General features: G+C 42.6%; 13 protein-coding genes and 7 pseudogenes. 7 read left to right on the plus strand and 13 right to left on the minus strand.

All coding sequences use genetic code 11. The features are described from left to right. Positions 1-8: 8 nt before the first annotated feature. From DXA05_RS02350 to DXA05_RS02370, 5 genes and pseudogenes are all read right to left on the minus strand, one after another. Positions 9-1147, minus strand: a pseudogene (locus DXA05_RS02350) (SusE domain-containing protein). A gap of 29 nt (positions 1148-1176) precedes the next feature. Beyond that, positions 1177-2780, minus strand: a pseudogene (locus tag DXA05_RS02355) (RagB/SusD family nutrient uptake outer membrane protein). 11 nt (positions 2781-2791) lie between these two features. Beyond that, a pseudogene (locus DXA05_RS02360) lies at positions 2792-5837 on the minus strand (TonB-dependent receptor). A 39-nt stretch (positions 5838-5876) separates the two neighbouring features. Next, positions 5877-6975: pseudogene (locus DXA05_RS02365) on the minus strand (ROK family protein). Positions 6976-7008: 33 nt separating this feature from the next. Beyond that, complete coding sequence (locus DXA05_RS02370) at positions 7009-8739, minus strand: class I mannose-6-phosphate isomerase (protein WP_087317278.1); 1731 nt, start codon at positions 8737-8739, stop codon at positions 7009-7011. Between the two features lie 142 nt (positions 8740-8881). Here DXA05_RS02370 and DXA05_RS02375 point away from each other — a divergent pair, with 142 nt between their 5' ends. After that, positions 8882-9610 (plus strand): GntR family transcriptional regulator, encoded by a 729-nt coding sequence (locus DXA05_RS02375; RefSeq protein ID WP_004313528.1) that lies wholly within the window; start codon positions 8882-8884, stop codon positions 9608-9610. 109 nt (positions 9611-9719) lie between these two features. Here DXA05_RS02375 and DXA05_RS02380 read toward each other — a convergent pair whose 3' ends face one another. Next, positions 9720-10517, minus strand: coding sequence for a hypothetical protein (locus tag DXA05_RS02380; RefSeq protein ID WP_118050346.1), 798 nt, complete (start codon positions 10515-10517; stop codon positions 9720-9722). A 605-nt stretch (positions 10518-11122) separates the two neighbouring features. On the opposite strand from DXA05_RS02380, the gene DXA05_RS02390 reads away from it, so the two are divergent. Further along, positions 11123-11722, plus strand: coding sequence for a DsbA family protein (locus DXA05_RS02390; protein WP_008641083.1), 600 nt, complete (start codon positions 11123-11125; stop codon positions 11720-11722). A gap of 35 nt (positions 11723-11757) precedes the next feature. On the opposite strand, the gene DXA05_RS02395 is transcribed toward DXA05_RS02390, so the two are convergent. The 3 genes from DXA05_RS02395 to DXA05_RS02405 are packed head-to-tail and all read right to left on the minus strand — an operon-like array spanning position 11758 to position 12379. Continuing rightward, positions 11758-11961, minus strand: a complete 204-nt coding sequence (locus DXA05_RS02395; protein WP_004299389.1) for a DUF3791 domain-containing protein — start codon at positions 11959-11961, stop codon at positions 11758-11760. Between the two features lie 20 nt (positions 11962-11981). Further along, positions 11982-12116 (minus strand): DUF3990 domain-containing protein, encoded by a 135-nt coding sequence (locus DXA05_RS02400; RefSeq protein ID WP_004299388.1) that lies wholly within the window; start codon positions 12114-12116, stop codon positions 11982-11984. Then, positions 12113-12379 (minus strand): DUF3791 domain-containing protein, encoded by a 267-nt coding sequence (locus DXA05_RS02405; RefSeq protein ID WP_004299387.1) that lies wholly within the window; start codon positions 12377-12379, stop codon positions 12113-12115. The genes DXA05_RS02400 and DXA05_RS02405 overlap by 4 nt, the downstream gene beginning before the upstream one ends. A gap of 329 nt (positions 12380-12708) precedes the next feature. Between DXA05_RS02405 and DXA05_RS02410 the strand changes: the two genes are divergently transcribed. Further along, positions 12709-13188, plus strand: coding sequence for an HU family DNA-binding protein (locus tag DXA05_RS02410; RefSeq protein ID WP_004313515.1), 480 nt, complete (start codon positions 12709-12711; stop codon positions 13186-13188). Between the two features lie 142 nt (positions 13189-13330). Continuing rightward, positions 13331-13575, plus strand: a pseudogene (locus DXA05_RS02415) (DUF4248 domain-containing protein). Positions 13576-13598: 23 nt separating this feature from the next. Here the strand turns inward: DXA05_RS02415 and DXA05_RS02420 are convergent. The 3 genes and pseudogenes from DXA05_RS02420 to DXA05_RS02430 form a co-directional block, all read right to left on the minus strand. Next, positions 13599-14969 (minus strand): TolC family protein, encoded by a 1371-nt coding sequence (locus DXA05_RS02420; protein ID WP_044130663.1) that lies wholly within the window; start codon positions 14967-14969, stop codon positions 13599-13601. After that, positions 14966-18102, minus strand: a pseudogene (locus tag DXA05_RS02425) (efflux RND transporter permease subunit). Before DXA05_RS02425 ends, DXA05_RS02420 begins: the two are co-directional and overlap by 4 nt. After that, positions 18099-19169 carry an efflux RND transporter periplasmic adaptor subunit gene (locus DXA05_RS02430; protein ID WP_022275942.1) on the minus strand — a complete coding sequence of 357 codons (1071 nt, stop codon included), beginning with the start codon at positions 19167-19169 and terminating at the stop codon, positions 18099-18101. Before DXA05_RS02430 ends, DXA05_RS02425 begins: the two are co-directional and overlap by 4 nt. Positions 19170-19348: 179 nt before the next feature. Here DXA05_RS02430 and DXA05_RS02435 point away from each other — a divergent pair, with 179 nt between their 5' ends. Then, positions 19349-20209: a helix-turn-helix domain-containing protein gene (locus DXA05_RS02435; RefSeq protein WP_117683260.1), complete on the plus strand. Its 861-nt coding sequence runs from the start codon at positions 19349-19351 to the stop codon at positions 20207-20209. Here the strand turns inward: DXA05_RS02435 and DXA05_RS02440 are convergent. Then, positions 20199-21550 (minus strand): annotated as a pseudogene (locus DXA05_RS02440) (MATE family efflux transporter). The gene DXA05_RS02435 and the pseudogene DXA05_RS02440 overlap by 11 nt on opposite strands. A gap of 105 nt (positions 21551-21655) precedes the next feature. On the opposite strand from DXA05_RS02440, the gene lysS reads away from it, so the two are divergent. Next, entirely contained in the window at positions 21656-23383 is a 1728-nt protein-coding gene (gene lysS / locus DXA05_RS02445; RefSeq protein ID WP_004299379.1) for a lysine--tRNA ligase, read from the plus strand. A gap of 26 nt (positions 23384-23409) precedes the next feature. Beyond that, the gene (locus DXA05_RS02450; RefSeq protein WP_008024959.1) at positions 23410-24405 is read left to right on the plus strand and encodes an NAD(P)H-dependent glycerol-3-phosphate dehydrogenase; all 996 of its coding nucleotides are present in this window, start codon (positions 23410-23412) and stop codon (positions 24403-24405) included. Positions 24406-24407 lie beyond the last annotated feature (2 nt).

Below are 24407 nucleotides of genomic sequence, written 5' to 3' on the forward strand. Positions count from 1 at the left end.
TAGTTTTATTAATTAATCGGAGTCACATTAGTAAATGTATGTATCATCAATCCATCCGAATTCGTATCGATAGTGATAGTCGCATGCGTATAATCCAGACTACCTTTCATTTTCCAAAGATGATCCCACTGACTCCATTGGAATTCATACAAAGCATAGAAAGAAGCAGGTTCTCCACCTACCGGACGTTCGCACTCACGCCATCACCTCTACCCCAACACATATCACCACCATTTACTTTTGCTAAAAAGTAGTAACGTTCTTCTATCCAACTTAACCAATCAGGAGCACCGGTTTCCGGTTTGGACGGATCAAGGAATCGGATATCACCCTCTCCCACAAATTTACCATCACCCGCATACTCTAATACAGCTATATCTCCAAATGTTGCTCCCCAAATACAACGAACAGAAGAACCGATTTTTTCCGTGGTCATTGCCATTGTATTAAAGTTCACAGTCAGACGGGTTACTTCTTCGGAAGCAGCGACTGCCGTTTCGCCCTCCCCTTCTCTTAACTTCGAGCTATCATCAATATAATAGCTGAATGTTTCACCTGTAGTAGCAGACTTAAATGATATATTTCCTGCAGATAACTTCGTATAAATCTGGAAAACGCCCTCTTCTACACAACGGAACGGAATTCCCCCCTGTCCACTGTTCTCCGTAGCCGAACCATATAAATACAATTCAGCCGGAATATTATCAATTCCCTCTCCACGAGTTACTGTGATGGTAGCCACCTTGTCGGTTCTCTTCACCACTCCACCTTTCGAAGCATTTACCGTCCATTTTATATCTCCGGTTTCCAAAGGATAAATGCCTGCATTTCTGGCAATCGTATTAATAGCTGCATGAGTGATTGACAAACTGGTCGCAGCTCCCAAATCACTTTTCACCGTAGCCAGCGGCTTTGAAAAATCACCGTCTGCCTTATCAAACAGCACCTCGTACAATACAATTCCGCCATCTGCCGCACCACCTCCTGACCACGACAACACAACAGGCGTTGGAGATGACACATTCAACTGGATAGAAGCAGGGGAACTTAATTCTGTAGGGACTGCAAAATCCGTGTTCAATTCATAATCTTCCTGACATGAAACCATTGCCAGAAGTACTGAACATATCCATAATATCTTTTTCATAATCATTCCTTTTTGAGTCGTTTAACCAATTACCAATTCGGATTCTGCTCCAAATTACCATTCAAGTCACGTTCAGCCTGTGGTATAGGCCACAAATAATGTTTATTTGCATTAAAGGTTCTGTTTTCAACCCGAACGTATCCATCATCCGTACCTACCACATCATTTGTCTTTAGTCCGTGACACCATCCATTCAATACATTGTCCGCAATTCTCCAACGGATAATATCTTTATGGCGATGTCCTTCCAATGCCAATTCCGAACGACGTTCGTTTCGTACAATCTCAATCAGTTTATCTTTAGAAGCTCCTTCCGGGAATTCCAGTGCTGAAGCAAGTGTAAATCCGGCCCTATCACGAATTGGTTTAATAGTTGCATCCCAAGCCGTCTTATCCAGTTCTCCTAATTCTGCCAATGCTTCCGCATTCATCAATAAAATATCAGCATAACGAATCAGAATCGGATTCAAACCAGAATAAAGAGTAGCACGATAAGTGTTATCCCAATATTTCTTAATATAGTAACCGGTAGCCGAACAGTCTGAACCTACCCCATAACCATCTTTGCCTTCACCTTTCTCACAGTTGATAACAACTTCTGTTCCGTCGGCCAACGTATATGAGTTCCAGTGTACATCACCGTTGCCTTCAAACGTGGGTCACGATTAGCATACGGATGACTTTCATCAAACGATGTTCCTGTTTCCTTAATTGTTTTTCCATCCAGCATAATATAACTGTCTACCAACTCCTGCAAAGGAGAAAGCTGGGAATATCCACCCAAAGTGGGCGGCAGGAAAACATACATCATCTGATGTTCACGACTGGTCGGACGATACTGTGCATCCAAAATTACTTCAGAGTTGTATTCATTAGCGATCTCAAACAATCCTGCATAACTTCCAAAGAGTTTAAAGCCTCCCTCTGTCATAATGGTAGAAGTGATATTTTTCACTTGCGTCCAATTACCTTCAAACAAATAGATTTTAGCTTTAATCGCCATTGCCGCCCAACGGGTAATCCGACCTTTATTATCCGCATCATAAGAAGTCGGCAAATAGTTACCATTAATCACTTCATCCAGATCGGCCAAAACATTTGCTATTACAGTGGCTTTGGCCGTACGTGCAATAGACATACTTTCTTTAATAGAAAGCACTTTGGTAGTATAAGGAACATCTCCGAATTTCGTATACAACTCATAATAATTATAAGCACGAAGCACTTTTGCCTCGCCAATATAACGTTTCTTCAATTCAGGATCCAAATCCGGTACGCGATCAATATTCTCCAATAGTTCATTACACATACGAATCCCCGTATAACGTCCGTCCCAAACCTTTTTCACGTAAGGGTCTGCTGTAGAATATGAACCATTACCGATATTCTGTGTAGCATCGTTCGGTTGCTTGGTATAAGCATTGTCCGTCATTGCTTCACAATAAAGCTGTTCGTCCATATTTCCCAAATAGGTATAGCAAGTATTCAACGCCTTGACAGCTGCTTCAGGATCCTCTTCCCAATAAGTCAAGTCCGTTTCTCTGTCATACGGTGCCGTATCCAAGTCAACACAAGAGGCACCGCCCACTACCAAGACAGCAGATAAAATCAAATTCTTTATAGTTGTTTTCATCACGGTACAGTTTAAAATTTAACATTAAGTCCAAATGAATATACTCTTGCCACAGGATAAGAACGACCACTGCCGTCTCCGGTATATTCCGGGTCCCATCCGCCTTTCATCTTTGTGAAAGTCAACGGATTCTGCACACTGGCAAAGATTCTTAAATTCTTGACATAGAGTTTTTTCATCCATTGTTGCGAGAAAGTATATCCAATCTGCGCATTTTTCAAACGCAAGTATTTAGCATCCTGAATCCAGAAATCTGATTTCGCTGCATTATTAGCAGATTCCGCACCCATTGTCAGACGGGGATAAGTAGCATCCGGATTATTCGGAGTCCAGCGATCTTGATGGAAATCCATTACAGGACCTCATTGTTATTATGGAAAGCCTCTACAGATTCACCACGCATCCACTTGTTACGTTTTCCTACTCCTTGCCACATCATCGAGAAATCAAAACCTTTATATTCCAAACCATAGGTGAAGCCGAAAGTATATCTTGGGAAGTCATTACCAACAATAAAACGGTCATCGTCCGGTTTAATCACACCATCGCCGTTCTTATCCAAATAACGAATATCTCCCGGTTTCGGTGTAATACCTTCCAAGTGCGGTCCTTTCTGACATTCTTCCTCATTCTGGAAAAATCCATCCGAACGATATGCATAGTAAGAGTACAACGGATAACCTTCCTTGATAATTGTCTGTACATCCGAGCCACCGATAATTTCCGTACCGCGTGTATCTATTACTTCATTAAAGCTATCCGAAATATTTCCGGCGAAGTTATGCACTACCGGACCGGTCTTCAAACGATAACTTACTGATAATTCCCATCCTCTCGTCTCTACCTTACCAGCGTTCTGAATCGGGGCACCATTACCAAACAATCCGGGAACCGGTAAATTTACCAAAATATCTTTTGTACGATTATTGAAGCAATCAAAAGTAATATTCAAATCATTATTCAACAATCCCAATTCGAAGCCGATATTAGCCATACGGGTAGTTTCCCATTTGAGATCAGGATTTGTAGAAGCAAATTCAGCCGTCTGCGCCAGCTTGTCGCCGAAACTGATACCGTTCTTTACAGACACCGTCTGCATGTATTGATAAGCACCAATGCGGTTATTACCAACCAATCCCCATGAACCTCTGATTTTTAGAGAAGGAACATACGGTTTCAGTACAGACCAGAATTTTTCTTCCGAGATACGCCATCCTGCCGAGAAAGACGGGAAGACTCCCGAACGGTTTCCTTTCGCAAAATAAGAAGAATAGTCATTACGGATATTAAATTCCAGCAGATATTTCTCATCATAATTATAAGTGGCCCTTGCAAAACCGGAATAGATAGCCCAGTCACTTGCCGAACCACCATTGCTAACTTTATCCCCACTCAAATCACCTACAAAAATATCATATTTAGAATCCTCCGTCAAACGACTGGTAGAGAACTGCTTTTCAGAGAAACCCTCATAAGCATATCCTAATAATCCACCGATAGAGTGTTTCCCTATTTTCGTATTATAAGTCACCATAAGATTGGTAGTGATATTCTTAGAACGATAGAATTGCTCGGTCAACTTATTTTCACTATCTCCCGTACCTTCGAGGCCTTCCGGTTCTCATGCAAATTATTATTCCAAACACGTCCACCGGCACTTCCGATCAGTTTCAGTCCTTTATATACTTCCCATTCGGCTTGTATGGTTCCCAATAATTCATCATTCACATTCTGGCGATAACCGCCTTCTTCCAAACGCTGCAAACCGTTTGAGTTACTTCCGGCAGGATAATTATAACTGCCATCCTCATTCTTGATCGGGTAAATCGGTGGCATACGGTTTGCCTGCTCAATAATCCATTCCGTCCAGTAAGCATGTTCTTTAATATCATTACGGGCAAATTGAGAAGTCAAATTCAATGTAAAGTTATTCGTCACCTTATGGCTTACATTCAGACGTGCATTGTAGCGTTTATAACCATAATCAGGTCCCTTGAACATACTGTTCTGATCCATATAACCCAAAGAAGCCATGTAAGACAACTGGTCGTTACCTCCTGTCATCGAAACATTGTGTGAACTTTGAGGAGAATTACGGTGATACAGTTCTTTCACCCAATTTACATTCGGACCGCCATTTCTAAATTGCGCAATCTGCTCGGGAGTGAATTTTGCAGCTCTTCCCGAATTAACAGCCGCTTCATTATACAGTTCAGCATATACCCACGAGTCTGCTATCTTAGGCAATGAAGTAGGCTGCTGAACACCATACATAAAATCATAAGAGATTTCCACCTTACCGGCTTTTCCTTTCTTGGTAGTAACAAGTACCACACCATTGGAAGCACGTGAACCATAAATAGCAGTAGAAGAAGCATCTTTCAAAATAGAAATCTGCTCAATATCAGCCGGATTCAAATTGCCCAGCGATCCTTCAATTCCGTCAATAATCACCAACGGATCATTGTTGTTCATCGTATTCAATCCACGGATATTAATAGAAGGAACACTACCCGGAGTAGAACTTCCCTGCTGAATAACCAAACCGGGAGTCGTTCCCTGCATCGCTTCCAATACATTGGAAATCGGCTTTCCTTCCAATTCATCCGTAGAAACAGAAGACACAGCTCCTGTCAGGTTGACTTTCTTCTGCACGCCGTAGCCTACCACTACCACATCTTTCAAAGTAACCACATCCGACTTCAACACCACATTGATAAACTGGCGGCCGTTCACCGGAACTTCCTGTGTTTCATATCCAATTGAGGAAACTACCAATACCGCTTTTGAAGCAACATTCAGTGAAAAATTTCCATCCATATCCGTAGCCGTACCCGTAGATACACCTTTCACCAGCACGGTAGCCCCAATCACGGGTTCCCCGTCTGCCATTACTTTACCTTTCACTGCGATTGTATTAGATTGCGCATACAGTTTGGAACCAACAGCCACATTCATACAAACAATCAACATAACAGCCAATAATTGCCAACTCGAAAATGCCGTTCTGAAAAGCCGGCGGGCAAATTGCGCGTTCAATAGATTAGATTGTTTCATAACATTTTATATTTGAATTAATAGAAGAGTTATCATATATTATAAGATATTAAGTTGGGACAAAGCAAAGGAATAAGCCCCTAAAGCAACGGCTCTGCTTGCTCCTAATGTAGAAACAGCAATGCCTATTTTCTTGTGACAGGCATAATGCACCTCTCTCTCCGAAAATGGTATTTTCACCATCTTGTCTTTTTCCTCCAGAAATTTATCAAATGCCTCTTTTTCGGACAGATTGAACACCTCCATCTGCAAACAAGGGAAAGAAGCTCCTGCAAATGTACCGATCTGCCGATTCATCTCATTCATAATTCCCGGAAGTATGTATTTAGCCGCTCCGGCCACTCCTCCGCCAATCACCACCAAACCATCAACAATATTCAATGCACGGATGATAGCATCACCAGCCATTTCTCCCAGTTCGTTAAAACTCCGGACAGCAGCCTGCTGATCTCCCTCTGCGATCCCTTCGGCAATATCATATATATCTTTGGGAGTCAAAGAAGAAGCATCCTTTCCGGTCAATTCCTGATATACTCGCCTGACAGCCTGATGCTGACACTTTCTTCCGCGATCATTTCGGGATATTTCTTATTCCGCATAATCCAGACGTCGCCGCCGCAACCGTTGTCTCCGGTCAGTAACCGGCTGTCAATCACCACTCCGGCACCAAACCCGGTACCCAGCGTTATTCCGAGCAGGTTCTTATATACCTTACTGCTGCCTGCTTCTTTCAGGCGTTTATTCACTTCGGGCAAAGTGCCTGCCAAGGCTTCGCCATAAGCAAACAAATTACCGTCATTATTAATAAAAACCGGAATACCAAACTGTTCCCTCAAATAAGGTCCAAGTGCCACTCCTCCCCTGAGGCCGGGAAGTTGGGCAAGTCACCAATAATTCCATGCTCATAGTCAGCAGGCCCGGGGAAAGCAAAACTGATAGCTACCGGAAGTTTCGGCAATCGTTTTTCAACTTCCAGGAAACCTTCTACAAGAACAGACAAGCAACGCTCCAAGTCGTCGGACGCTGCCGGAAGGCAAATAGGTTCCACTATTTCGCGACAGCCTTGTATGGCTGAAAACACGAAATTAGTGCCTCCCGCATCGAGCGTCATTACGATTCGTTCATCATGTTCATACATAGTTCTCAAGATATTAGATGATTTATTTCATTATTAAAAGCGTACGTAAGCTTTGATCGTTACACATTCTTTTCCTGCAGATTTACCATACGGGGCAATGGTATATTCTTTCACCCCGGCAGGAATAATAAATGTTTCGGCATAATGCACCACGAAAGGTTCAAAAGCATGAGTAGGACTCTCAACTACGGCCTCTTCTCCCTCCAACAGATTCAGTACATTTACACTATCGTTTGTGTGATGCAACACCGGTGATGAGAAACGGTGGCGACGAGTTTCGATAAATTCGTTCGGATGCAGTCCGGTACGTTCTTCTACCCAACCTTCTCCGGAAGCGACTTCCGTAAACTGATTGCGAAGGTGTTCATTTACATATTCCGTATCGCGATTCCAGTTGATAACGCATTTACCACGTTCCACATTGATCGGACGCGGTTTTCCATCCAGTCCCAAGCGTTGCCAGTCCCATAGTTTGAAAGTAAAGAGGTTCGGAGTCGAGCTGATTTCAAGCACCATACTGTTGGCACCAGAACAATGAACAGTTCCTCCCGGAATCAGGAAGTGATCGTGTTTCTTTGTCGGAATCTTATTTACGTACTTTTCTGCGTCAAACACCAATTCACCTTTTTGTGCTTTACGCAAATCGCCGATCATCGCTCCTTTGTCCACTCCTGTCTTTACTCCCAGATAAACGACGGCATCTTCTTCCGCGTCTACCATGTAGTAACTTTCATCCTGCGTGTAGTACATACCGAAACTGTCACGGATAAATTGAGTAGTAGGATGCACCTGCAAACTCAAATTACCTCCGCCCATCGTATCCAAAAAGTCGAAACGAATAGGGAAGTCTTTTCCAAAGCGTGCCTCCACCGGTTCACCAAGCAACTCTTTACTTTTCAGCAAAACCAAATCAACCGAAGGCAGTTCAAAGCGCACTCCGTTCACTTCAAAATAAAGGCTGTTCTCTTCAGGTACACAGTCAAAGCACCAGCCGAAATTTTCGCGTTCACGATCCAGATCGCAAACCTCTTTCATCCATTGACCACCCCAGGGAGCCGGATCGAAGAAAGGAACTACCCGGAACGGTGTGTTCACCGTTGCCTCTACCCCTTTAAAGAAAGTATCCTTATCAATCATCTTCGGTGTCCCGGCCACATGGGTGTCAATCCAGAATTCTACCCTGTCAAACAATCTTTCCTTATACCTATCACATACTCTCCAATCGTTGAAATACCCTCTCTTGTATTGCAAAGAAACAGCATCGTTCCGATTGTCTATACCTAAAGCTTTTACCTCATGCCGGCGGAAACGTTGTTGGATTTCCCAACGTGCCATATCCACATAAACCACCATTGCGTCCTGTGGAGCAACAACAGCAGCACCCGTACCTATGATTACAATGGTTTCTTTTGCTTCACTGATTTGCTTCCGTGCAGCAGCCACCTTATCCGCATCCAAATAATCTTCCAGCTTCAAATTGGTGACATAGCCGAATAATACATCTTCAGTCATGAAGCGTTCTGTCAACGCTTGAATTTCTTTTTCCGGTTTCATCAAATCACGTACATTCATCACTCTTCCGGAGAATTCTTTTGAAAAAGCACCCAGCACTTCTTCTTCATATACTCCTGTATATAAATCCACAGCCAGCACTTTTCTTGCATCCATTTTCTCTTTTAACATAGAAATGATAGAATCCCAACCCTGAACAAGCATCCCCGTCAGCTTCGTAGAAGGAAATTTATCATAATTAGCTTTTCTCATGTTTATAGCGTTTTTAAATTTTATATGTTCATACATACTTTCAATTGTGCAAATATATAGATTTTATTTTTATTCCAAACAAAACTTGGATTATTTTTTGATAAATCTTATATTTGCTGAAAATAAACCAATCAGGATAGATATGAAATTAGATCATAATAGTGATAAACCGCTTCATATTCAGGCAGAAGAGATACTAAGAAGACTCATAGAATCTGAAGAGTACAAAAACGGGAAGCTATTTCCCAATGAGGTCGAATTGTCTGAACAATTACATATTTCAAGGAACACATTGAGACAAGCTATCAACAAACTCGTGTTTGAGGGGCTTTTGGTGCGCAAGAAAGGCTACGGCACGAAGGTAGTAAAGAAAGGTATCGTAGGCGGAGTAAAGAACTGGCTTAGTTTCTCACAGGAAATGAAGATGTTAGGTATAGAGATTCGCAATTTCGAGCTACATATCAGTTTAAAGCGTGCAACCGAAGAAATCGGTACGTTCTTTGATTTAGGTTCCAGTCCCGACACTCGCTGTGTAGTGATGGAGCGCGTCAGAGGAAAAAAAGAATATCCGTTTGTTTACTTCATCTCTTATTTCAACCCCAATATTCCACTGACCGGAGAAGAAGATTATACACGTCCATTATACGAAATGCTGGAAACCCAATATAATATAGTGGTAAAAACCAGCAAGGAGGAGATTTCAGCCAGACTTGCAGGGGAATTTATTGCAGAGAAACTGGAGATAAAATCCAATGACCCTATATTAATAAGGAAAAGATTTGTTTATGATGTGAACGGAGTACCTATTGAATACAACGTCGGATATTACCGGGCAGACAGCTTTACTTATACAATAGAGGCAGAGAGATAGACGGTATGTTCATACATATATAATATAAGGAGGCTATTTTAGAAGTTGAAATCTCTATCTTTCCTTTAAAATAACCTCTTTATATCATCTCTCTTTCCATAATCATGTCCTACCCGTCATTTATTATCGAACTACCATTAGAGCATCCGGCAAGAATCCGATCCAGACTTTCATCCACAACACCTATCATCTGAAGTTTGGATAATAAATGATAGTAAGAAGTTTTTCCTACTCCTTCTATTCTCAACAGACTTTTCCACCCTCTTCCCGATACGATTTCCAATAAATCTTTTACTGTTCGAACATCTTGATTATACAAGACATTAGCCAACCGAGTATCAGCTACTTTACAAACAGGCAATTGAAGTATCCACTCCTCCTGCCCAACATTTATATTCTTATTATTGTCTGCCAAAGATAAAAAACGAGCATCGATAGCACGCTTTCGATAAGTAGCCAATATATCTTTTTTCAGTTTCAACCCTTTAAGTATAGAGTTATACATTTGCAATGTCTTCCCATAGGTAATTCGATGCCGATCAGCCACTTTCGCTACTGATTCTCCTGTAGAAATTGAATAGAAGATATCGCGGGTAACAGGGTGAAGAATCAATGCTGACAGTTCACGAATGATTATTTCATATAGCGGTTTACAAGTCGTCTGTGTTCTCAATACATATAGTAGATCATCGTATTTGGAAATGATAAAGTCCCGTTCCAGTTTCTTTTCTTCTACGATTTTAGAAAGGTAACCTGCTTCTAAACCAAGTCTTTTGTGAGCTTCCAGATAAGCATCCAAACTCTCATCATCCAAAAACAACTGATCGTTGATTCGGGAACTCGTAATGTATCCAAGATTTGCCCAATTTCTAAGAATCGTCTCCTGGATGCCGTGTCTTTCAGACATCTGTTTTGTTGTGAGCCAATTTGACATAAAAAAACGGAACTAGATTAATAATATTAACTAGTCCCGTACCTTTTATTATAAAAGAGTACGGAGCTGTCACATCCCGCTAGTAGGAGGTAGTAACGGCTACCCAATGCATACGGGCAGACAGCCCGTACCCTATGAGAAGTCATAGAAGTACAGGCGTCTTCCCAGCATGCATTAAAAAATCCGTTACAATTTCCTACTAGCCGAGGAAACGCACAATCGCACACCACAAAGGCGTGCTACGTTCCAATGACAAAGGTACAAATACTTTTCGGAAAATAACAAGAGAGAGGTATAATGTTTAGGAAAGAAAACGAATGATGATTGTATAATTAAAGCGTATGTATATAAATAGACAGGCTTCAATTAGTTATCTTATTCATATAAGAAACCACTCTACAATTAAAGCACCTCTCTCTTGTATAAACTAGCTACTTTTGTAGCACACATCAATTCGTTCCACAAATATGGAACGAAACAATAACAGATGTGGAACTAAAGGGAAACAACTGTGGAACTAAAAGTCAACAGCTGTAGAACGATTTAACAGTAACTATAAAACCACTAAACATTAGTATATGAGTGCAATATATGACTTATTTGAGACTCCTAGTCCAAACAAAGAAGAGAAACAACCGCTACATGCCCGTATTGTCTCCAAAGGAACCGTAGATAAAGAAGAGTTTCTGGATCGTGTCCACAAATTTACCGGTATCAGCAGAAGTTTATTGGCAGGAGCCATGGAAGCCTTTGCCAATGAAGCACGGGATTTACTAGCCGACGGCTGGAATGTAGAAATGGGAAACTTCGGATTCTTCTCTACATCGTTGCAATGTCCGCCGGTTAAAGATAAAAAAGAAATTCGGGCAGCGTCTGTCCAAATGAAAAATATTAATTTCCGCGCAAGTCGTCCATTCAAGAAAGAAGTAGGCGACAAAATGAGGCTGCAACGAGGAGAATCTATCACACGCCCTAAGAAAAATAGTATCTCCCGTGAGACGTGTCGCGAGCGCCTCAACACATATTTGGAAAATCACCTATTCATCAGCCGGACAGATTATAGCCATCTGACAGGACGAAATAAAAAAGTAGCTATTGAAGAATTAAATTCCTTTATCACTGACGGAATAATACGGAAAGAAGGGGTTGGAAAGTTGACTGTATATATAAAGGTATAAACTCTTGGAACACAGAATTAAGAGCCACAACAAGATTATTGCTGTTGTAACTCAAGTATGATTTCATCAGTGATGTAGGCATCACTCAACGTTATAAGCGGATATTGTTTATTAAGAAGCAATGCATATACCTTACTATTATAGAACAAGTGCAATGCTTTTTCGGGAGAAATATTCAAACGCTCCGCTAATTGCATCACCACACGAGTGTATTTATTCCATACTAATACATCTATCATAAACGCAGTTTATTTTATTGTTACATATTCTTTGAAAGAGAGACACTCGTCAATGAGACGTTGATTGAGAATCCTTTACCAAAGTCGAGGTTTTCGCGTCCGACACCGACCAAAGGATACTCTACGGCCTGCGTACTACCATGATAGACCTTCATACAGATTCTCCTTTTTCTTTATAATGGGCTTCCCAGTTTTCAAGAGCTTCTACCAACGTATCGGCTATGTACTCACGACTCTGGGTGTGAAGCATGTCATATCCACTTATCAGGTATTGACGGATAAGATTCAGTTTTTCCAAACGGTTATAGAGAGTAGGAGCCGGAATACCCAACTTCTGGGCGGCACTCTCAATGGCAAAAATCACAAACTCCATGACTTTGCCATCAACAACGGGGGCTGATTGGCTTGAATGTAGCATACTATACCTCTATTATCTTAGTGTAATATGTACAAATATAGTGTTTATTCTTGCAACGTTCATCGTTTTTCGGCATATTTTATGATTATCAAGAACATTTGAGTATCGTGAAACTGATTGAAATATTCCCTATTTGGAAATGGCTATTAAAGCAGAATATATAAGGATCTATAAATCAGAATCATACAAACAAAATAAATAAAAGTGAATCAAAGTACGTACATCTAGGACCGTTAAAGCACCTCCCCGGAAAGTGCCCATAGTATCTTTGCATCGTGATCACAAAGAGAATTGATAAATAAAGTAACTAATTTAAAAAACAAAAAATTATGGCACTTAGATACGTCATTAAAAAAAGAACATTCGGCTTTGATAAAACTAAAGCTGAAAAGTATGTAGCACAAAATGTAATCACCAATACGGTGGATTTCAGAGATTTGTGCGAGGAAATCACCAAAGTAGGAATGGTCCCCAGTGGAGCGGTAAAATTTGTACTTGATGCTTTGATCGATACATTAAATCTCAACCTTAGAAAAGGCATCTCTGTTCAATTAGGAGATTTCGGATGCTTCCGTCCTGGTATGAATTGCGAAAGTCAGGATACTGAAAAAGAGGTAGATAGCGATACGATACGCAGAGTGAAAATCATTTTCACTCCGGGCTACAAATTCAAAGAGATGCTAAGTAAAGTCAGTGTTCAAAAAGCGGTGGCTTCCGATGATGGTTCCATCAGCCCGGAGCAACCGGATCCCAACCCGAATCCAAACCCGGATGACGGCAAAGGAGAAGCACCGGACCCGGCAGCATAAGATTAATCATCAGCCTTTAAAAGCAGGAAAACAGTACCCGCCTACGGGCGGATACTGTTTCCCAAAGTATTCCTGTAAAAGACTTGACAACGCCTTTTTTATTTTGTATCTTTACAACATCTTAAAACATTAAAATATCAACATGAAAGAATTGCCATCAGAAGAGGAAGAAATTCCGTTTCGCATTAAAACTTATAAGAAAAAGGAATTGGCTTGTATGTACAATCCGAACATTACCCCCCGTTGCGCCATACGCATATTCACCAAATGGATTAAAATAAATAAAGAACTGCTCCGGTTATTGACTCCACAGGTTATCATCCGCGTACACGAACTTTTACTCCCCGACAGGTACAAATCATCACCAGTATTCTGGACATTCCATAAGGATGTCCAGAATACTGGTTTTATCATTGCAGTTGTCCCGCCGCTTTCAAATAAGCCACATAATTCACATACAATTGGAAATAGGCATCCACTTTCGTCTGATAAGCCTGCTGCCAAAGCACTTGTGCTTCCAGATAATCCGAAAGAGTTTCCAGTCCCACTTCATATTGCTTACCACTGACTTTCATATTCTCCTCTGCCTGTTCCAGCGAACGTTCGGAAAGCTCCGTTTCCAACCGGGCCTCATCCAGATTATTGGCAGCTTGCATCAACTCCAGCAACATCTTTTCATTGACATTTTCCTGTTCAAGACGAGCTTGTTCCAACTTCACTTTGGCAGACTTTACTTTATTGGTACGTTCGCCAAAATGAAACAGAGGGACAGAGACATTCAGGAATACGGAAAAAGCACCCTTTTTCATCAAAGTTTCATCATTGACTTCCAATCCGTGAAGATAATCATAACTACCTCTGACACCGATACGCGGCAATAGTTCACTACGATTCAGCTTTACTTCCTGCTCGGCAATGGCTATTTGTTTGTTCAAGATTCCATATTCAGGACGGGCGGTAATATCAGAAACCTGCACTTTCCATTCCTGCTCCACTTCCGGAAAATCATCAGATATATCAATCTGTGCTGTCAAAGGGCGTCCGATGTAATGACAGAGATTCATACCCGCAAGACGGAGGGCGTTATCAGCCTTTCGCAAAGAAAGTTCACTCTCGTTGAGCTTCACCTGCACTTTCAGTACATCATTCTGCGGTTTCATGCCATGCCGGTGAGCACTCTTCACATTTTTGAAAAGTTCCGTCAGTAAGGCGTGATATTTTTCCGCCACTTTTCTCATTTCCTTGGCTTTCACTAACTGCACGTATGCTTTATCTGTATTCAGAATAACTTCCGAAGTAGTTAAGGCTTCGTTCAAGTGTGCCATTTCTTTTCCCAGTAGTGACATTTTATAGGCGGCACGGATTTTTCCTCCCATATAAAGAGGTTGCTCCACTTGTATACCGCCCGAGTAAACAGTTCCGACCTTATAGTCCAGATTCAGTCCGGGAAAATAAGCGAAACCGCTCGATACCAGTTCTCCGGTAGCAGGATTGGGCAGGAAAACCGGAAGGTTTCCTCCCGGAACTCCGAGACTTCCATCCGCTGTGCTATAAATACCCGTTCCGTTGGCTGTAAAATTAGGGAAGAAATTGGCTTTATAACTAAGAGACATCAATCGGGCTGCTTCCGTCTGCTTATTAGCGGCAGCCATATCCTTATTATATTTCAGTGCCATTTCACGGCATTGCGCCAGACTTAGTTTTTCTTGCGCGGCAAGAGAAACCGACAGGCCGAACAATACACCCGCTACACTAATGGCTACAAGAATTTCTTTTTTCATTTGTCTGTCTTTTTTATATGAAAGAATAATGCATACAAAATCGGGATAAAAAGCAACGTTATCAACGTGCCGAACAGCAACCCACCCATGATAGAAGCCGCCAACGAACCGAACATAGCATCCGGCAACAATGGAATCATTCCCAAAATCGTAGTCAGCGAAGCCATCATCACGGGACGGAGACGACTTTGCGAACTGTCTATCAATGCCGTCACAGGTTCTACTCCCTGATTTATTTGCAAAGTGATCTCATCCATCAAGACAATACCGTTCTTAATAATCATACCGATCAACCCTAATGTACCGACGATAGCCACAAAGTTGAATGTCTTCCCGGTAAGCAGCATTACGGCAACCACACCGACAAATACCAGCGGAATAGTACAAAAGATGATAATCGGTTTCCGGTAATCTTTGAACAGCATAATCAAAATAGAAATCATCAGAATGATAGCAAACGGAAAGTTCTTGAACAGATATTGCATTGACTTTGTACTGGCGTTCCTCTCGCCTTGCCATTGAAGCCGATATCCGTCAGGCAGCGGAATCTGCTCAATCTGCGTGGCAATGGATTGCCGCGCCTTCTCCGTTTCTACCCCCGGAACAGGGGAGCATTGCACCCGTTGGCTACGCTGCCCGTTATAACGGGGAACCACCGGATCTTCCCACTTCACATCGATCCGCTTACTGATTTGTTTCAACGGAGTTGTTCCCATCAACGTTTCCACCAGTTCTTCTTTTGATAGTGTTCCTGTCTTCAGCTTCATCATCATTTCCTGTGTCAGCAAACCGTTCAGAGAAGGAAGAGACGAGAATATCTGCGTATTGTCCAGGTTCTCAATCGGATTTCCGTGTTCGTCTAAGCAACGCAAGTAGATATTATCTTTGTGAATACCTTCATAGAAAGACCCGATAGGGATGCCGCTGGTAGCTGTCAATAAAGAAAGGCTTACATCGTTCCGGCTCAATCCGATAGCACGTGCCGTAGGCTGGTCATACTCAATAGTCAGCACCGGGATCTGTGGTTCCCAGTCCGTAGTAATCAGGTAAACATCCGGACAATTCTCCATAATCTTGCGGGCACTATCCGCCAACTGATGCAAAACAGCAGGGTCAGGACCGGTAAACTGCGCTTCAATAGGGTATTTTTTGAACATCAGGTTGTAGCGGTTCATCTTTACGTAAGCATCCGGATAATGTTGCGAAAGATATTGTTGAATTTCCGCCATGTTATCCACCAAATCGTCCGGAGAGGTGAAGTCGATAATCAGTTCACCGTAAGATAAGGAAGGATTGGCTACGTTACGCACCAAGTTATAACGGGCAGGAGTACCACCGATAGAAGCAGTGACGTGTGTGACTTCCGGACGCTTTTTCAAGTAAGCTTCGATTTCCTCCAAGTCACGCGCCACGCGAGTGGAGTTAGTTCCTTCCGGCAATTTATATTCCATATAAAGCTGGTCGTAGACCATATCCGGGAAAAAGCCCTGCTTCATGAAACGGTAACTGAAAGCTGAAAGTAATACCAAAGCGATCATTGTAAACACAAAGCTCCAACGATGCGCCAGACTGAATGTCAACAATGAACGGAGCACGGCATAAATCTTTCCTTCATACACACGCTTTCCGGCAGCAGTTGTCGCAGAGATTTCCGGATGCAAAATCCGGTCGGCCATCAACGGAACGTGCACTAAGGCCAGCACCCAGCTAAGCAACAGGGAAACTGCGAGTACGATAAACAAATCGCGCGTATAGACGCCTGCCGTATCAGGCGACATAAAGATAGGAAGAAAAGCGATGATGGCAATCAGAGTAGCTCCCAGCAAAGGCATTGCTGTCTGCCGTCCGATAGCAGTCATTGCTTCCATCCGGCTCTTCCCGGCTTTCAAATCTACCAAAATACCGTCGATGATAACAATCGCGTTATCCACCAGCATCCCCATCGCAAGCACGAACGAGGCCAATGAAACACGCTGCATCGTACCATCCATAAAATAAAGGAACAGGAAGGAACCGAATACCGTCACTACCAGGCTGATACCGATAATCACCCCGCTCTTGAATCCCATAGCAATCATCAGGATAACGACTACGATAATCACAGATTCTATCAGATTAAGAATGAACGTCCCTAACGAAGTACCTACGCGTTCCGGCTGATAGAAAACCTTATGACACTCTACTCCTGCCGGAAGGCGTTCAGCCTTTAGTTGCTCCAGTTTCTTTTCCACTCGATGCCCCACTTTGATAATGTCGGCATCCGAAGAAGCAGCCACCATGATTCCTATCGCACGCTGGCGGTCATAAAACAATTCGTTGCGGGTAGGGTCTTCATAATCTTTCTCAATACGGGCAATGTCACTCAACCGCAACTGATCGGCATCATGTCCCTGAATCAGCATACGACCGATGTCCTCCACCGTCTTAAACTTATCACTGACTGTCACCCGGATACGATTATCGCCATTATCATAATAACCAGTATAAGTAGTTTGGTTCTGTCCGTTCAATGTAGCTAGCACTTCGGCGGGTTTCACACCCAAGTTGGCCATCCGGTCTTGCAGGAGAGAGATGTTAATACATTCGGGACGTTTACCGTATAAGTCAACGCGCTCCACCCCATCCAATTCACTGACTTCACGTTTCACCAGTTCTGAATAATCAGACAGTTCCCTGTCGGAAAGTCCGTCACCCGTCAAAGCGAAAAACATTCCGTAAACATTTCCAAAATCATCTTTTACAATAGAAGGCTGGCACCTTCGGGAAGTTCTGCCTGTGCGTTCGCCACCTTACGACGCAACAAATCCCAGCATTGCTCTACATCCGTCTCTTTGACAGTCGTTTTCAGTTCTACCTGAATCAAAGAGAGATCATTGTAGGAATAACTTTCCACATTATCTATATTCCCCATGGAGCGGATATTTTTCTCCAGCACATCCGTCACTTCCAACTCTACCTGATGTGCAGACGCACCGGGATAGGTAGTGACTACCATAGCGAGCTTTACCGTTATTTCGGGATCCTCCAGTTTACTCATTTCATAACTGGAATAAGCTCCTCCTACAATCAGTACGGCAATCAGGAAGTAGATCAACTTCTTGTTCTCAAATGCCCATTTACTAATATCAATCATAGCAGTCCTCCCACATTGGTTTCAGTAGCCGGAAGAAGCGGCTCCACCTGTTCTCCCTCTTTTACATGATGTACCCCCGAAGCGACAACCAAGTCACCGGGATTCACTTCTCCTGAAGTAATCAGACATCTGCCGTCACTAAGCAGACGGGTTACTGTCACATCACAACGGCGAATAGCGTGACTGGAAGCATCATAAAGAAAGATACTCGTACGCCCGTTCTCACGAAGAATCGCTCCACCGGGAACCGACAGGTTACGCACATCTCCTTCACTACATTCGATAGTTACCATTGTATTCATGCCGGGCGATGGAACTGCCTGTTTATCTTCTTTCTTCAGTTGAAGCCGCATGGTGTACAACTGATTGGCATTTGCCTTAGGGGTGACACTAATCAGTTCCAAAGCATATCTTTGATGAGGATAAATATCGAATGTACAATAATAGCGGGTAAACTGCTGTCGACGAATATATTCCACTGCCGGAAGATTAATCTCTACCTCCGGGCTTCCCTCACTGATGATGGAAACGACGGGCATACCGGCAGCTACCGTCTCATGGGAATCAAAAAGACGTTTCTGCACATATCCGCTAAAAGGAGCATACAAACGGGTGTATGCCAACTGATCTTTAGCATGGTTATATTTGGCGGTAATCTGTCTCAATCCGTACACGGCCTTATCGTTAGCATCCGGTGTTGTCACATTTTCCTTATAAAGTGCCATCACCCGTTCCGCCTCCGCTTTCACACTTTGATATTCTGCTTCTGCCGCATCCAGCTGAATCTGATAGTCTGTCGGATCTAATTCTGCCAGTAATTGCCCTTTACGCACATAGGCACCGTCATTTACATGCATATACTGAATAGTACCACTCACCCGGAAAGACAGACTTATGTCCTGTGCCGCTTTCACCCGTCCCGGAAACTGCAAAGCTATTTGTCTGTCGGCAGAAAGTACGGTATCAATCTTCACTGCCGGCTTACTGTCTGTGTTTTGTACACGTTGCCCACACGAAGTCAATAGAACTGCTAAAAATCCTGTTAATAAGAAGTCTAATCGTCTCATATTTTCACTTATTAGTTAGTTGTCACAAAAGTATCCCAAGCAAACATGAGGAGAAAGGTTGATTTAGACGAAACATTGTTCTATTTGTACGTTAGCTAAGATAAAAAGCCGAAATAGTTTGCTATTTGTATTTATTTGTTTGTTACTTTGTAAGGAAATTCATTTCAACGAAAAGGAATATGGAACCACTGATGCCATTCAAGTATGTTATAATATCTCCGGAAGATACTTCCATGAAAGAAGGATGCATTATTTCCGAATTCAACCAATGCGGACTTTTCCTCTGCCAGAAAGGACAGGCGGAAATCCTGCTGGGAGGTAGACCATATCAGATTAACAAAAGGAATCTTTTCATATATACTGCAGCCAACCTTCTACAGATACGCCAAAGAAGCGCAGACCTGAAAGGAATCATGATAGAGGTCGATCTGGATTATGTCATACCGATAGTAAACAAAGTAGCCAACTCGGAAAACTTGCTTTATTTGCGGGAAAATCCCTGTCTGTCGCTTTCCGAAGAGCAATATACATTTGTAGAGAACTTGCTCAAATCTGTAGAAAAACGAATTAATAGGGAGAATATCTGTAACAGTTCCCGACAGAAACAACATTTAATTTCTGAATTAATCAAATCCTGGGGACAAGTGATATGCTATGAGTTATTAAACATCTATTTCAACAACGAACCGCAAACACCACTACCACAGGACAAAAAGGATAAGATTTTCCAAAATTTCATGATTACCCTCTATCGATATTATCATCAGGAACGGGATGTTACTTTCTATGCAAACAAGCAATGTCTGTCCGCCCGATATTTTTCTTCTGTCATCAAGGAGAAATCAGGGAGTAGTGCTTTGCAGTGGATTATACAGAATGTCATTACAGAAGCCAAATATCTGCTCGATAATACCGATTTAAGTATTAAGGAAATAGCGACCAAGCTCAACTTCCCCACACAATCATTCTTCGGGAAATATTTCAAGCAGTATGTCGGCATATCTCCTAAAGAATATCGGAACAAACTTATCAAACAGTAACTTTCTTAAACTGCCGGAACTGCCACCACAACATACCTCCGGATATAAGACTAGCCGCCAAATCTGCCACAGGCATACTGGCCCAAACACCCATTTGTCCATAATAATGAGGTAGAATCAATAAACAGGGCACTAAGAATAACATCTGTCGGGTCAGCGACAAGAAAATGGCTTTACTTGCCATTCCGATACTCTGGAAGAAATTGGAAGCTACCATCTAGAAACCTACAATCGGATAGAAGAACACCACTACACGAAATCCCTTAGACGCAATACTGATTAATTCTGCGTCCGAAGTAAAAATGGAAGATACGATTTCCGGAATGAACATACCTATCAGGAAACCAATCGTTGTCACTACAGTTGCACAATAAATGGTTACTTTCAGTACTTCCGTCACACGAGGATAGAGCTTCGCACCAAAATTATATCCCGCAATGGGCTGCATCCCCTGGTTCAGTCCCAATACAATCATAATAAAGACAAAAACAATACGATTAACAATACCGAATGCACCGATCGCCAAATCACCTCCATGCTCTTTTAATCCCTGATTAATCAGAATCACAATAAAGCAAGACGCCATATTCATCAGGAAGGGAGACATACCGATAGCCAATGAATCCAACACGATCTTCCGTTTCAAACGGAAAATACCTTTTTTCAATCGTATCAGTTCGTCTTTGCGACAGAACAGATGAAGCTGCCAGACCAAAGCGATCAACTGCGCACAAACCGTAGCTGTGGCCGCCCCGCGAATTCCCCAGTCGAATACAAAAATAAACAAAGGTGCAAGTAATACATTGATTAACACGGTCGTGATGGTTGCCACCATCGCTTTCTGCGGATGTCCCGAGGCACGAAGCACTGCATTCAGCCCCAAATATAAATGAGTTACCACATTTCCCAGCAGAATAACCTGCATAAATTCGCGGCATATTTGACAGTCTCATCACTTCCGCCGAAAAAATAAAGTATCGGATCAAGAAAAGGCAGAACGACCAGCGTAAAAGAGATACCTATAATAAGGTTTAATACAAACACATTTCCCAAAACCCGCTGTGCGGTATCATAATCTTTCTGGCCCAACTTCACAGAAATCAATGTAGCCGCACCTACCCCTACCAGAGAGCCAAAAGCCGCGGCAAGATTCATTAGCGGAAAGGTTAATGCCAACCCGGAGATAGCCATCGCCCCTACTCCATGACCAATGAAAATACTATCTACCATATTATAAAGAGAAGACGCCGTCATGGCGATAATTGCCGGAATGGCATACTGCATTAAAAGCTTTCCAATCTTTTCCGTACCCAACGCAGTGGGTGTCTTTTGTCCTGTCATACCTATTAGTTTGAGGGTGCAAAGATACAAAAAAGAGACGGATTACAGGATATATGAGAAAAGTTTCGTATTTTTGCCCACAAAATTGAGTTAATACGTAACGAAATGAATATATTAGAACTAAGTGAACAGGAAATTATTCGACGTAACAGTCTGAATGAGCTTCGTGCAATGGGTATTGATCCATACCCTGCAGCAGAGTATGTAACCAATGCTTTCTCTACAGATATTAAAGCTGAATTTAAAGACGACGAAGAGCCACGCCAGGTTTCCGTAGCCGGTCGTATCATGAGCCGCCGCGTGATGGGTAAAGCATCTTTCATCGAATTGCAGGACTCTAAAGGTCGCATCCAGGTGTACATCACCCGTGATGATATCTGTCCGGGAGAAGACAAGGAACTGTACAACGCTGTATTCAAACGCCTGCTCGACTTAGGTGACTTTATCGGTATCGAAGGTTTCGTGTTCCGCACACAAATGGGTGAAATCAGCATCCATGCAAAGAAACTGACTGTACTTGCAAAGTCTATCAAACCGTTGCCAATCGTTAAATACAAAGACGGAGTAGCTTACGACTCTTTTGAAGATCCCGAACTCCGTTATCGCCAACGCTATGTGGACCTGGTAGTAAATGACGGCATCAAAGAAACATTCCTGAAACGCGCCACTGTAGTGAAAACTTTGCGCAATGTTTTGGATGAGGCTGGTTACACGGAAGTGGAAACTCCTATCCTGCAATCTATTGCCGGTGGAGCCAGTGCACGCCCGTTCATCACTCACCATAACTCATTGGATATAGACCTTTACCTACGTATCGCAACAGAGCTTTATCTGAAACGACTGATCGTAGGTGGTTTTGAAGGTGTATATGAAATAGGTAAGAACTTCCGTAACGAGGGCATGGATAAAACTCACAATCCGGAATTTACCTGTATGGAACTTTATGTTCAGTACAAGGATTACAACTGGATGATGAATTTCACCGAAAAACTGCTGGAACGTATCTGTATCGCTGTAAACGGCTGTACGGAAAGCGTTGTCGACGGAAAAACGATCAGTTTCAAAGCTCCTTACCGCCGCCTGCCTATCCTGGACGCTATCAAAGAAAAGACAGGATACGACCTGAACGGCAAGAGCGAAGAAGAAATCCGCCAAGTTTGCAAGGAATTGAAAATGGAGGAAATCGACGAGACAATGGGTAAAGGCAAGCTGATTGATGAAATCTTCGGAGAATTCTGCGAAGGTACGTATATCCAGCCAACTTTCATCACCGATTATCCGGTTGAAATGTCTCCGCTGACCAAGATGCATCGTTCTAAACCGGGACTGACCGAACGTTTCGAGTTAATGGTGAACGGTAAAGAGCTGGCTAATGCTTACTCGGAATTGAATGACCCGTTGGATCAGGAAGAACGTTTCAAAGAGCAGATGCGTTTGGCCGACAAGGGAGACGACGAAGCGATGATTATCGATCAGGACTTCTTGCGTGCTTTACAATATGGTATGCCTCCTACATCGGGTATCGGTATCGGTATCGACCGCCTGGTAATGTTAATGACCGGACAGACCACTATTCAGGAAGTATTATTCTTCCCGCAAATGCGCCCGGAAAAAGTAGTGAAAAAAGACGCTGCCGCTAAATATATGGAATTGGGAATCGCAGAAGACTGGGTTCCGGTGATCCAAAAAGCCGGTTACAACACTGTAGCTGACATGAAAGATGTCAATCCGCAGAAGTTGCACCAGGACATCTGTGGCATTAACAAGAAATATAAATTAGAACTGACCAATCCGTCGGTAAACGACGTAACTGAGTGGATACAGAAAATTTAATAAGTTCTTCATCCAAATCCATACAAATGAAATTACCCGGCAAGATAGCGATAATGGGCGGAGGAAGTTGGGCTACAGCCATCGCAAAGATGTGTCTGGCCCAGGAAGACTCTATCAATTGGTATATGCGGCGAGACGACCGCATTGCCGATTTTAAACGATTAGGGCACAATCCGGCTTATCTGACAGGAGTGAAATTTGATACAAAACGCATCTCATTCAGTTCCAACATCAACGATGTGGTGAAAGAATCGGATACACTGATCTTCGTCACTCCCTCTCCTTATCTGAAGGCGCATCTGAAAAAACTGAAAACCAAGATAAAAGATAAGTTTATCATCACCGCTATCAAAGGAATCGTACCCGATGACAACGTTATTGTATCGGAATACTTCACAAAAGAATATGGTGTACCACCAGAAAATATAGCAGTCCTTGCAGGCCCCTGCCACGCAGAAGAAGTAGCCTTGGAACGCCTCTCCTACCTGACTATCGCCTGCCCTGACAAAGACAAAGCACGTATCTTCGCACGTCGTCTGGGAAGCAGCTTCATCAAAACATCTGTCAGTGATGACGTAGCGGGTATCGAATACAGTTCGGTACTCAAAAACGTATATGCCATCGCTGCCGGTATCTGTAGCGGTCTGAAATATGGCGACAACTTCCAGGCTGTACTGATCTCCAACGCCATTCAGGAGATGAACCGTTTCTTGAATACGGTGCATCCGTTGAACAGAAACGTGGATGAATCTGTTTATCTAGGGGATTTATTGGTGACCGGTTACTCCAACTTCAGCCGCAACCGAACTTTCGGAACGATGATAGGTAAAGGGTATTCCGTTAAGAGTGCGCAAATTGAAATGGAAATGATTGCGGAAGGTTACTATGGTACGAAATGTATCAAAGAAATCAATAAACATCATCATGTCAATATGCCGATACTGGACGCAGTGTACAACATTCTGTACGAACGTATCTCACCAATGATCGAGATTAAACTGCTGACTGACTCTTTTAGATAAAA

Source organism: Bacteroides sp. AM54-2NS (genome assembly GCF_003602935.1).
GTDB lineage: Bacteria > Bacteroidota > Bacteroidia > Bacteroidales > Bacteroidaceae > Bacteroides > Bacteroides xylanisolvens.

Excerpts from the sequence above, each read along its gene's own strand:
- DXA05_RS02390 (WP_008641083.1), top strand. The coding sequence starts at position 11,123 with ATGAGTGCAATATATGACTTATTTGAGACTCCTAGTCCAAACAAAGAA.
- DXA05_RS02395 (WP_004299389.1), bottom strand. The coding sequence starts at position 11,961 with ATGATAGATGTATTAGTATGGAATAAATACACTCGTGTGGTGATGCAA.
- DXA05_RS02435 (WP_117683260.1), top strand. The coding sequence starts at position 19,349 with ATGGAACCACTGATGCCATTCAAGTATGTTATAATATCTCCGGAAGAT.
- DXA05_RS02410 (WP_004313515.1), top strand. The coding sequence starts at position 12,709 with ATGGCACTTAGATACGTCATTAAAAAAAGAACATTCGGCTTTGATAAA.
- DXA05_RS02450 (WP_008024959.1), top strand. The coding sequence starts at position 23,410 with ATGAAATTACCCGGCAAGATAGCGATAATGGGCGGAGGAAGTTGGGCT.
- DXA05_RS02430 (WP_022275942.1), bottom strand. The coding sequence starts at position 19,169 with ATGAGACGATTAGACTTCTTATTAACAGGATTTTTAGCAGTTCTATTG.
- DXA05_RS02420 (WP_044130663.1), bottom strand. The coding sequence starts at position 14,969 with ATGAAAAAAGAAATTCTTGTAGCCATTAGTGTAGCGGGTGTATTGTTC.
- DXA05_RS02400 (WP_004299388.1), bottom strand. The coding sequence starts at position 12,116 with ATGAAGGTCTATCATGGTAGTACGCAGGCCGTAGAGTATCCTTTGGTC.
- lysS (WP_004299379.1), top strand. The coding sequence starts at position 21,656 with ATGAATATATTAGAACTAAGTGAACAGGAAATTATTCGACGTAACAGT.
- DXA05_RS02370 (WP_087317278.1), bottom strand. The coding sequence starts at position 8,739 with ATGAGAAAAGCTAATTATGATAAATTTCCTTCTACGAAGCTGACGGGG.
- DXA05_RS02405 (WP_004299387.1), bottom strand. The coding sequence starts at position 12,379 with ATGCTACATTCAAGCCAATCAGCCCCCGTTGTTGATGGCAAAGTCATG.
- DXA05_RS02380 (WP_118050346.1), bottom strand. The coding sequence starts at position 10,517 with ATGTCTGAAAGACACGGCATCCAGGAGACGATTCTTAGAAATTGGGCA.
- DXA05_RS02375 (WP_004313528.1), top strand. The coding sequence starts at position 8,882 with ATGAAATTAGATCATAATAGTGATAAACCGCTTCATATTCAGGCAGAA.